The 9,637-nt window shown below is 71.8% G+C and carries 10 protein-coding genes and 1 tRNA gene; 7 read left to right on the top strand and 4 right to left on the bottom strand.

Annotated features, from left to right (window positions below; translation table 11 throughout):
• On the top strand, positions 1 to 366 hold a 366-nt coding region (locus B7X32_RS14460), incomplete at its 5' end, for a hypothetical protein (protein ID WP_292720968.1).
• Positions 367 to 382: 16 nt separating this feature from the next.
• Positions 383 to 1,240, top strand: coding sequence for a transposase (locus B7X32_RS14465; protein ID WP_292720970.1), 858 nt, complete (start codon positions 383 to 385; stop codon positions 1,238 to 1,240).
• 2 nt (positions 1,241 to 1,242) lie between these two features.
• Here the strand turns inward: B7X32_RS14465 and B7X32_RS14470 are convergent, their stop codons facing one another.
• From B7X32_RS14470 to B7X32_RS14480, 3 genes are all read right to left on the bottom strand, one after another.
• Positions 1,243 to 1,674, bottom strand: coding sequence for a MepB family protein (locus tag B7X32_RS14470; protein ID WP_292720972.1), 432 nt, complete (start codon positions 1,672 to 1,674; stop codon positions 1,243 to 1,245).
• A 41-nt stretch (positions 1,675 to 1,715) separates the two neighbouring features.
• Positions 1,716 to 2,270, bottom strand: a complete 555-nt coding sequence (locus tag B7X32_RS14475) for a hypothetical protein (protein WP_292720975.1) — start codon at positions 2,268 to 2,270, stop codon at positions 1,716 to 1,718.
• Positions 2,271 to 2,395: 125 nt separating this feature from the next.
• Positions 2,396 to 2,468 (bottom strand) — tRNA-Leu (locus tag B7X32_RS14480).
• Between the two features lie 66 nt (positions 2,469 to 2,534).
• Here B7X32_RS14480 and B7X32_RS14485 point away from each other — a divergent pair.
• The 3 genes from B7X32_RS14485 (at position 2,535) to B7X32_RS14495 (ending at position 5,749) form a co-directional block, all read left to right on the top strand.
• Positions 2,535 to 3,779 (top strand): alanine racemase, encoded by a 1,245-nt coding sequence (locus B7X32_RS14485; protein WP_292720977.1) that lies wholly within the window; start codon positions 2,535 to 2,537, stop codon positions 3,777 to 3,779.
• A complete protein-coding gene (locus tag B7X32_RS14490) occupies positions 3,776 to 5,089 on the top strand; it encodes a D-arabinono-1,4-lactone oxidase (RefSeq protein WP_292720980.1) in 1,314 nt (437 codons plus the stop codon). The genes B7X32_RS14485 and B7X32_RS14490 overlap by 4 nt, the downstream gene beginning before the upstream one ends.
• Positions 5,090 to 5,170: 81 nt before the next feature.
• The gene (locus tag B7X32_RS14495) at positions 5,171 to 5,749 is read left to right on the top strand and encodes a LemA family protein (RefSeq protein WP_233312090.1); all 579 of its coding nucleotides are present in this window, start codon (positions 5,171 to 5,173) and stop codon (positions 5,747 to 5,749) included.
• Between the two features lie 132 nt (positions 5,750 to 5,881).
• Here B7X32_RS14495 and B7X32_RS14500 read toward each other — a convergent pair whose 3' ends face one another.
• Complete coding sequence (locus B7X32_RS14500; RefSeq protein WP_366246996.1) at positions 5,882 to 7,210, bottom strand: crosslink repair DNA glycosylase YcaQ family protein; 1,329 nt, start codon at positions 7,208 to 7,210, stop codon at positions 5,882 to 5,884.
• Positions 7,211 to 7,308: 98 nt separating this feature from the next.
• Between B7X32_RS14500 and B7X32_RS14505 the strand changes: the two genes are divergently transcribed.
• Both B7X32_RS14505 and ilvA read left to right on the top strand, forming a co-directional pair.
• On the top strand, positions 7,309 to 8,505 hold the full coding sequence (locus tag B7X32_RS14505; protein ID WP_292720987.1) for an AI-2E family transporter: 1,197 nt from the start codon (positions 7,309 to 7,311) through the stop codon (positions 8,503 to 8,505).
• Positions 8,502 to 9,637 (top strand): threonine ammonia-lyase (ilvA, locus tag B7X32_RS14510; RefSeq protein ID WP_292720990.1); only part of this gene is annotated, 1,136 nt, incomplete at its 3' end. The genes B7X32_RS14505 and ilvA, both read left to right, overlap by 4 nt.

Here is a 9,637-nt window from a genome sequence, read left to right on the forward strand (position 1 = left end):
CTTCCGGATTTCGTCGGGGAGCCCGTTCACGTCGCGATAGAAGCCGCGGCCGAGCTCGGGCTGGTGCTGGTCGGTCCGGATCCCGACGGACCGAGTCTGCGCGCGCTCACCTGGCCGGGACTGTTCTGGGTGACGGAGCAGTGGACGATGCCGGGGATCGCCGTCGAGTGGGGTTCCGAGGTCGAGATCGCCTTCATCGAGGATGGCGAGAGCAGGAGCGATGTGCGCGCCGGCGCGGGCGATCCGACCCCCGCCCTCTCCCAGCACGCCGAGCCCGAGCGGGCCGCGGATGTGCTGACGGTCCGCAGCACGGAGCAGACCGACCCGCCGACGGGGGAGCGGAGCGAGGAGAATCGTCGGGAATGACCGGACCGGAGGAATCGTGACCGACCTCGAGACGATCGCGGCGGACCTGTATGCAGGGCCGCCGGGCGACTTCGTGTCCTCCCGGAACGCGCGCGCGAAAGAGGCGGACGACGCCGATCTCGCGGCGCGGATCAAAGCGCTGCGCAAGCCGAGCGTCTCCGCCTGGGTCGTCAACGTGTTCGCCCGCGAGCGCGCGCCGCAGCTCGGCGAAGCGCTGCGCCTCGCCGAGGAGCTCAGGGAGGCGCAGGCCGATGTCGACGCGGTGACGCTGGCACGCCTCACCCGCGAACGCCGGGCACTCACGAATCGGCTCGCGTCCGATGCCGCCGCGCTCGCGACGGCACGCGGCGAAAGGGTCACGGCTGCGACTCTGGAAGCCGTCCAGCAGACGATCTCAGCCGCGTTCTTCGATGCGAGTGCGGCCGCGGCCGTCGCGTCCGGCCGGCTCGTCCACGAACTCGAACCCGCCTCCGAGTTCCCGCTCGACCTGGCCGCGGTCGTCGGTGGCGGCACGCCGCACGCGCCTGAGGCACCGCCCGTTCCCGTGGACGAGGTGAGGGCCCGGCGCGAGCTGAGGAAAGCGCAGAGCGCGCTCCACGACGCCGAGCAGGCGCACGCCCGCGCCGGCCGGGACCTGGCCGCAGCAGACCGGGACGTGCGCGATGCGGCGAATCGCTCCGCGCAGGCTGACGCGCGGATCGCCCGGCTCGAAGCCGAACTCGCTGCGGCCAGGGCGGCCGTCAGCGCCGTGCGCGACGAGGTGACGACCGCGGAGGATCACCAGGCCCAGGCCGCCGACCACGCCGCGACGACGGAGAAGGCGGTGGAGGCGGCACGACGCGCCCTCGATGCGTTGGCCGGCGACTCGGCCTGAGCTCAATACTCCTCGAACGCGGATCCCTGAGCGCACTGCGTCGCCGTGGCCTGGGCGTTGAGCCCTTCGCACCAGCTCGGGTACACCCGGAATCCGCGCTTGCCGGGGCGCGTGCCCGAGGTGATGCCGAGCGCTGCGAGATGCGCGCCGGTGAACCGGAACACGCCGCGGCGGCCGTGCTGCACCACGAAGACATACAGCCCCGCGGCGAGATCGTCGTCGCCGAAAGGCACCGTGGATCCGCCGGCGTCGCGCTGCCAGAAGGCGACGAAGGCGCCCGGCTTGGTCGGAGTGTTGCGGGCGGTCCGGATGTGCCACGTCTCGTCGCCGATCCGAGCGACGCCCGACTCGTAGTCGCTGTTCTGCGCCGCAGGAGTCACTGCAACAGCCATCCGCCGGGTGGTCGCGTAGGCCTCGAAGGCGGGGAATCGCATCCCGCCAAGGTATCGCGCCTCGCGCGAGGCCATGGTGCAGCTCAGCGGCCGGGCACCCATTCGACGTTCATGTCGGGACGGATCACCATGGTCTCGCCCGGCTGGAGGGCGTGGTCACCCGGGTCGGTGCCGACGTGGTTGTATCGCCCGATCATGAGGCCGTTCGTGCAGAGGCGGTCGCCCACCGACCAGGTGTTGTCGCCCGGGGCGGCCGTGTAACTCACGATGTTCCCCGCGGCGTCGCGGTTCACGGTGCCGGTCGCGCCCTCGGACGCCCCGCGGTCGGCTGCCTCACCGATGAGCCTGCCGTAGCTGTGACTGCTCACGTCGAAGATCTGGATCTTCGAATAGGTCGTGCACCCCTTCGGAAGGTCGCTGACCTTCACGCTGATCCCGTCCCCGAGCCAGATGACGCGGTCCGGGTCGGAGGTGGGGCTGACGGTGGGGTGAGGCGTCGCCCTCTGTGCGCTCCCGGTGGTCGGCCGAACGTGAGGCGCCGCCGCGACCGAAGCGATGACGGGCGGTGCGGCGAGAGCCACGAGCCCGGCGATGGCGAGCCCCGCCACCGTGTAGATGATCATCGCGGAGCGCTTCATGGCTCGAATGTAGCTCCTGCGGCGGGCCGGGGGACAGAGCGGATCGGTCCGCCGATCGCCGAAACCGGCTCAGCGAGTGCACCCGTGGGGGACTCTCGAGTCTCGGATCGGATGGTCGTCTCGTGTGCCCCCGCTGGGATTCGAACCCAGACTGAAGCGATTTTAAGTCGCCTGCCTCTGCCGTTGGGCTACGGGGGCCGCCCATTGAGCCTAGCGAGCGCGGCCCCCTGGGCGATGTTGACTCGGAGCCAATAGGGTGGGGGAGTGCTCGAGCTCATCGCCGATCAGGGCCACGCGGCCCGCCGTCCCACTGCGCACGCCTGGGAGGATCCGGCCCGATGGTGGCCGCGGCTGACCGAGGCCACGGCGCACCTGCCCGCGCCGGTCGCCGTGATCGATCTCGAGGCGCTGCGCTACAACACCATGGACATGGTGGTGCGCACCGGCGGCCTGCCGATCCGGATCGCCACGAAATCGGTGCGCGTGCGCGAGGTCATCGACGCCGCCCTCAGGGTGCCGGGCTACCGCGGCCTGCTCGCGTTCACGCTGGCGGAGGCGCTCTGGCTCGCCGAGGACCACGACGACATCGTGCTCGCCTACCCGACCGCCGACCGCCCGAGCCTCGAACGGCTGCTCGCCGATGAGCAGGCCGCCGCACGGATCACCCTCATGGTCGACGACGAGTCGCAGCTGGACTTCATCGACGCGGTCGTGGCTCCTGCCGCGCGGCCCCGGGTGCGCATCGCGATCGACGCCGACGCCTCGTGGCGCGCCCCCGCGCTCGGCCACATCGGCGTGTTCCGCTCGCCGCTGCACACCCCGGACGAGGTCGCGCGATTCGCCCGCCGAGCCGCCGAGCGGGACGGGTTCCGCCTGGTCGGGCTGCAGATGTACGAGGCGCAGATCGCCGGACAGGGCGACGACACGGGCAGCGGCGACACGCTGATCAGGACCGTGCAGGCGCAGTCGCGCCAGGAACTGCGCGAGCGGCGCGCGCGCATCGCGGAGGCCGTGCGGGCGTTCGTGCCCCTCGAGTTCGTCACCGGCGGAGGGACGGGATCCCTCGAGTACACCGGATCCGATCCGGCCCTCACCGAGATCACGGCGGGGAGCGGTCTGCTCGCCGGGCACCTGTTCGACGGCTACCGCGCCTTCGCGCCGGCGCCGGCCAGCGCGATCGCCTTCGACGTGGTGCGCCGGCCCGCCCCCGACATCGCGACGATCCTCGGCGGCGGATGGATCGCGTCCGGGCCGCCGGTGGCTTCGCGTCAGCCCGCGCCCGTGTGGCCGCAGGGTCTGCAGACCGCGCCGAGGGAGGCCGCGGGCGAGGTGCAGACGCCGCTGCGCGGCGAGGCCGCCCGCACTCTCCGGATCGGGGACCGTGTCTGGCTGCGGCATGCCAAGAGCGGCGAACCGGCCGAGCGGATCCTGAGCTACCACCTCGTGGACGGCGATCACGTCGTCGCAGAACTGCCCACCTATCGCGGTGAGGGGAAGGCGTTCCTATGACACGACCCGGGGGAACCTGGCAGAACTGGGGCCGTTCGGCGTCGGTCCGGCCGATCAGGGTGGAGCGCCCGCGCACTCCGGAGGGCGTTCAGCGTGCCGTGCGGGCCGCCGCGGCCCTGAACCTGCGCGTGAAGGCGGTCGGCGCCGGTCACAGCTTCACGGGGGTGGCGGTCGCGCCCGACGTGCTGCTGGAGCTCGACGATCTGCAGGGACTGGTCTCGGCCGATGAGGCCCGAGGGCGCGTGACGCTGCTCGCCGGTACCCGGCTGCACCGCATCCCTGCGCTGCTCGCGCCCTACGGGCTGGCCATGGAGAACCTCGGCGACATCGACCGGCAGTCGATCTCCGGGGCCATCTCCACGGGGACGCACGGCACCGGTGCCGGCTTCCGCGGCATCGCCGCCCAGGTCGTCGGCGCCACGCTGATCACCGCTGCGGGGGAGTTCCTCCGCGTCGACGAGACCCAGAACGCGGAGCTGCTGCCCGCGGTCGCCCTGGGGCTCGGCGCGCTCGGGATCCTCGTCGAGGTCACGCTGCAGTGCGTGCCCGCGTTCGTGATGCACGCGATCGATGCGCCCGCCCCGCTGGACGAGGTGCTGGAGGGCGTCCATGAGCGCGTCGCCGCGGCGGATCACTACGAGTTCTACTGGTTCCCGCACACCGACGTGGCGCTCACGAAGACCACCGCGCGGCTTCCCGAATCGGCCGTGCGTCGCCCGCTGCCCAAGGTCGGCCGGTGGATCGACGAGACGCTGCTCTCGAACGGCGTGTACCGCGCCGTCTGCGCGGGCGGGGTGGTCGTTCCGGCGATCACGCCGCCGTTCAGCCGGCTCGCGGTGAAGCTCACGGGGGACCGCGAATACACGGATCTCTCCCACCGCGTGCTCACGCAGAGCCGTACGGTGCGCTTCCGGGAGATGGAGTACGCGCTGCCGCAGGACCAGATCGTGCCGGTGTTCCGCGCGGTGCAGGCCCTCATCGCGAAGCGAGGCTGGCGCATCGAGTTCCCGATCGAGGTGCGCTTCGCCGCGGCGGACGACCGCTGGCTGTCCACGGCGCACGAGCGCGCCTCGGCATATCTCGCCGTGCACCGCTACTGGCGTCATGACCCCCGCGAGTACTTCGACGCGGTCGAGCAGATCTGCCTCGCGCACGGCGGACGGCCGCACTGGGGCAAGCTGCACTCCCTGGACGCCGACCAGCTGCGGGAGCGCTACCCGCGTTTCGACGACTTCCTCGCGCTGCGCGACAGGCTGGATCCGGAGCGCCGGTTCGGCAACCGCTATCTCGAGCGCGTTCTCGGTGCCTGACCGTTCGCTGGCAGCCCGGCGAACACGGAGGATGCCGGGATAGGATGAGCCGAAACCGCGTCTGCTAGGGGGTTGTCGTCCGTGGATGTTCTCGTGCCAGTGCTCGTCGTCGTCGGAGTGATCGTCGTTCTGATCGTCGCCGTCGGCATCTATCTGTGGGCCACGTACAACTCGCTCGTGCAGCTCGGGGTCCGCGTCGACGAGGCGTGGAGCGACATCACCGTGCAGCTCAAGCGTCGCGCCGATCTGATCCCCAACCTCATCGACACGGTCAAGGGCTATGCCGCGCATGAGAAGGCGGTGTTCGAGAACGTCACGCGCGCCCGCGCCGAGACGCTCTCCGCGTCCAGCCCGGGTGAGGCCGGAGCCGCCGAGGGGCACCTGCAGCAGGCGCTGAAGAGCCTCTTCGCGGTCGCCGAGGCGTATCCGCAGCTGCAGGCCAGCCAGAACTTCCTCCAGCTCCAGGCCGCGCTCGTCGACACCGAGGACAAGATCCAGGCCTCCCGCCGGTTCTACAACGGCGGCGTGCGCGAGCTGAACACCAAGATCAAGGTCTTCCCGAACAACCTGTTCGCCCGCAACCTCGGCTTCACCGAGCGCGAGTTCTTCGAGGTCGCAGACGGCGCCGCCATCGCGGAACCCCCGCGCGTGCAGTTCTGACTCGCCCCTACTTCCGGGGGCGTTGAGCGAGCACCGACGCAGTCGGAGCGAGACGAAACGCGTGCCTCGACAGGGCGCTGCGTTTCGTCTCGCTCGTCCTTCGGTCGTGCTCGCTCACCGCCCCCGGGGCGATCAGGCCTTGAGCGGCGCCTGATCCGTCCGCCCCACATCGTGCCGGAGCACCCGGGCGGAGTGTCCGTCGAGCGCATTGGCGAGTGCCGCTGAGGCGTCGCCCCAGCCTGACACCGAGACGTGCTCGAGCCCCTGCCAGGCGGCGGCCGCGCGCAGCTCGGCCGCGATGGGATCCCGGTCCTCGGCGGGGCGCGCCTGCGGCTCCCACCACGCGGACTGCACGCGAAGCGTGCCTGTGGCGCGATCGGCCTTGAGATCCACTCGTGCGGCGATCCGGTCGCCGACCAGCACCGGCAGCGAGTAGTAGCCGTAGCGGCGCTTGGCGGCGGGCGTGTAGATCTCGATCCGGTAGTCCAGGGCGAACGCCCGCAGCGCCCGGTCGCGGAACCAGACGACCGGGTCGAACGGGGTGAGGATGGCCGTCGTGTCGATCCGGCGCGGCAGGACGGCGTCGACGTGCCGCCAGGCCGGAAGCGGCCGGCCGCCGCGCTCCCACCCGCGCACGCGGACGGGCTCCAGCTCACCCTGATCGACGAGATCGTCGATCGCGCCGAGCACCAGCGCGCGATCCTTGACCCGGTAGTAGTCGGCGATGTCCGCCGCGGTCGCGACCCCGTGCGCCCTCGCCGCCCGGCGTACGAGCTCGCCGATCGCGGCGGTGCGGTCCAGGTCGCGTCCGAGCAGTTGGGCCGGCACCACGTGCTCCGCGAGGGCGTAGCGGCGCTCGAAGCCGTCGCGCCCCGCGATCGCCACCTCGCCGACGCGCCACAGATACTCCAGCGCGTGCTTGACGTCGTCCCACTCCCACCAGCCGCCCTTGCCGCCCGGGGCGTCGCCGCGGATCTCGGCCGGGCGCGAGGGCCCCCGCTCGTGCAGCTCCGACCTGACCCAGTCCAGCGTGCGGGCCGACGAGGTCCGTCCCCAGAACTCGCCGCGCTTGGCGCGGAACGCCTCGCGGCGGAAGCCCCACAGCGGCCAGTCCTCGACGGGGAGGAAGGTCGCCTCGTGGGCGAGGTACTCGGTGTAGCGGCCGGTCCGCGCCGGGGTCGGGCGGGACAGGAAGGCGCGCTCCAGCAGCGCGGGGTCGTAGGCGCCCAGACGCGAGAACAGCGGCAGGTAGTGCGAGCGCGCGAACACGTTCACGGAGTCGATCTGCAGTACGCCCATGCGCGCCATCGCCGTGTGCAGGTGGCGCACGCCCGGTTCCGCCGGCCGTCGCCGCGAGAACCCCTGCGCGGCGAGCGCGATGCGCCGGGCCTCGCCGGCGCTCAGCGTGTCGACCACGGAGTGCGCGGACGTTCGTCGGGTGGTGGCGGAGGAGTCGGTCACGACGGTCAGCGTATCGACAGCCGCCGACATCGCCGGCGCACCTCCGTGCCGCCGCCGCGTGCGTCATCCGCTCCCGGCCGCGCCCGTAGACTGGGCCGATGAGCGAGGACAGCACGCCCCGGCTGCGCGATCTCATCCGCCAGCGCACCGTCACCGGCCATGTCGACGTGCGCGACGACGTGCAGCGATCGCTGCCGACCGGGTTGCGCATCGCCACCTCCTACGCCTGGCGCCTGCTCGTGATCGCCGCCGCGCTCGGCGTCGTGATCTGGCTGGTCATGCTGTTCAAGATCCTGGTCATCCCGCTGATGGTCGCGATCCTGCTCACGGCGCTGCTCTGGCCCGCGTTCAGCACGATGCTGCGAGCGCGCTGGCCGCGCTGGCTCGCGATCGTGGTGGCGCTGATCGGCACGCTGGCGATCGTGGGCGGCCTGCTGTGGCTCGCGATCTGGCAGATCACCCAGCAGTGGGACGGCGTGCAGACGCGCACGGTCGCCGCCTGGGCGCAGCTCCAGCAGTTCCTCCTGGACGGACCGCTGCACCTGACGGCCAAGCAGATCCAGGATCTGCTCGACCAGGCCGTGACGTTCCTCAGCGAGCAGGGCGAACTGCTGAAGAGCGGGGCGATCGCGGTCGGCACCACCTTCGGCCACGTCGCGACCGGCGCCGTGCTGACCCTGTTCATCCTGCTCTGCCTGCTCGCCGACGGCGGCGGCATCTGGAACTGGACGCTCAAGCTCTTCCCGAAGGCGTCCCGGCCGGCCGTCGACGCGGCGGCCCGCAACGGCTGGGCCACCGTGATCAACTACGCGCGCACGCAGATGCTGGTCGCCTTCATCGACGCCGTCGGCATCGGTCTCGGCGCGTTCCTGCTGGGTGTGCCGCTGGCCGTCCCCGTCGCCGTGCTGGTCTTCCTCGGCTCCTTCATCCCGATCGTCGGCGCGGTCGTGACCGGAGCTCTCGCGGTGTTCCTCGCCCTCGTCTACAACGGGCCCTGGATCGCGCTCTGGATGCTGGTCGTGGTGCTCGCGGTGCAGCAGATCGAGGGCCACCTGCTGCAGCCGATCCTGATGGGATCCGCCGTCAAGGTGCACCCGCTCGCCGTGGTGCTCGTGGTGGCCGGTGGCGCCTTGATCGCCGGGATTCCCGGCGCCCTGTTCGCGGTGCCGCTCGCGGCGTTCGTGAACGTGGCGGCCGTGACCATCAACTCCGGTGCGTGGCGCACCGGTGCCGCCCCGGATGGCGACTACATCTGGCAGACCGTGCCCCGCGCGCGGAGAAGGAGCAAGCGATGACGAACGACACGATCCCCACCCTCGCCGAGATCCAGCAGGCGGCGGACGGCCTGGACGGCGTGATCGTGCGCACCCCGACGCTGCCCTCGGTCGCGCTCACGAAGGTGCTGGGCTCGCCCGTGATGCTGAAGATGGAGAACCTGCAGCGCACGGGGTCGTTCAAGATCCGCGGTGCGGTGCACCGGCTCTCCCGGCTCACCGCCGAGGAGCGCGGTCGCGGCGTCGTGGCGGCCTCCGCCGGCAACCACGCGCAGGGCGTCGCCCTCGCTGCGCAGGCGCTGGGGATCCCCGCCACGATCTTCATGCCCATGGGCGTTCCCGTCCCCAAGCTGCTCGCCACGCGCGGGTACGGCGCGGAGGTCGTGCTCGAGGGGGAGACCGTGGCCACGTCGCTGCGGCTCGCGGCCGAGTTCGCCGAGCGCACCGGCGCGGTGCTGATCCCGCCGTTCGACCACCGCGACATCGTGACGGGGCAGGCCACGCTCGGCCTCGAGCTCGTCGAGGACGTGCCGGACGTCGACACGATCCTGGTCGGCATCGGCGGTGGCGGCCTGATCGCGGGCGTCGCCGCGGCCGTCAAGGCGCGTGCGGCCGAGCAGGGCCGCACGGTCCGGGTGATCGGCGTGCAGGCGGAGAACGCCGCGGCGATGGGCCCGTCGCTCGCCGCGGGTCATCCGGTCGAGATCACCACCCAGCCGACGATCGCGGACGGCATCCTCGTGGCGCGCCCCGGCGACGTGCCCTTCACGATGATCGCCGAGCTCGTCGACGAGGTCGTGACCGTCAGCGACGACGACATCGCTCGCGCCCTGCTGCTGCTCCTGGAGCAGGCGAAGGTCGTGGTCGAGCCTGCTGGCGCGGTCGGGGTCGCGGCGATCCTGGCCGGGAAGGTGCACGCGAGCGGCACCACGCTCGCCGTGCTCTCCGGCGGCAACATCGACCCGCTGCTGCTGCAGCGCGTCGTGTCCCACGGACTCGCGGCCTCGGGCCGCTACCTGACGCTGCGCATCCCGCTGCCCGACCGCCCGGGCCAGCTCGCCCGGGTGTCCGAGCTCATCGCGCACGCCGGCGCCAACGTCATCGAGGCGATGCACACGCGCCACGGCCACGGACTGCAGATCAACGACGTCAT

The sequence above is a fragment of the Microbacterium sp. 13-71-7 genome (genome assembly GCF_002257455.1).
Taxonomy (GTDB): Bacteria; Actinomycetota; Actinomycetes; order Actinomycetales; family Microbacteriaceae; genus Microbacterium.

What these genes read in the sequence shown, in the direction of transcription:
- B7X32_RS14470 (WP_292720972.1), bottom strand. Translation starts at nt 1,674, where the DNA reads ATGCGATTCCCCGCCTTCGAGGCCTACGCGACCACCCGGCGGATGGCT.
- B7X32_RS14505 (WP_292720987.1), top strand. Translation starts at nt 7,309, where the DNA reads ATGAGCGAGGACAGCACGCCCCGGCTGCGCGATCTCATCCGCCAGCGC.
- B7X32_RS14475 (WP_292720975.1), bottom strand. Translation starts at nt 2,270, where the DNA reads ATGAAGCGCTCCGCGATGATCATCTACACGGTGGCGGGGCTCGCCATC.
- B7X32_RS14490 (WP_292720980.1), top strand. Translation starts at nt 3,776, where the DNA reads ATGACACGACCCGGGGGAACCTGGCAGAACTGGGGCCGTTCGGCGTCG.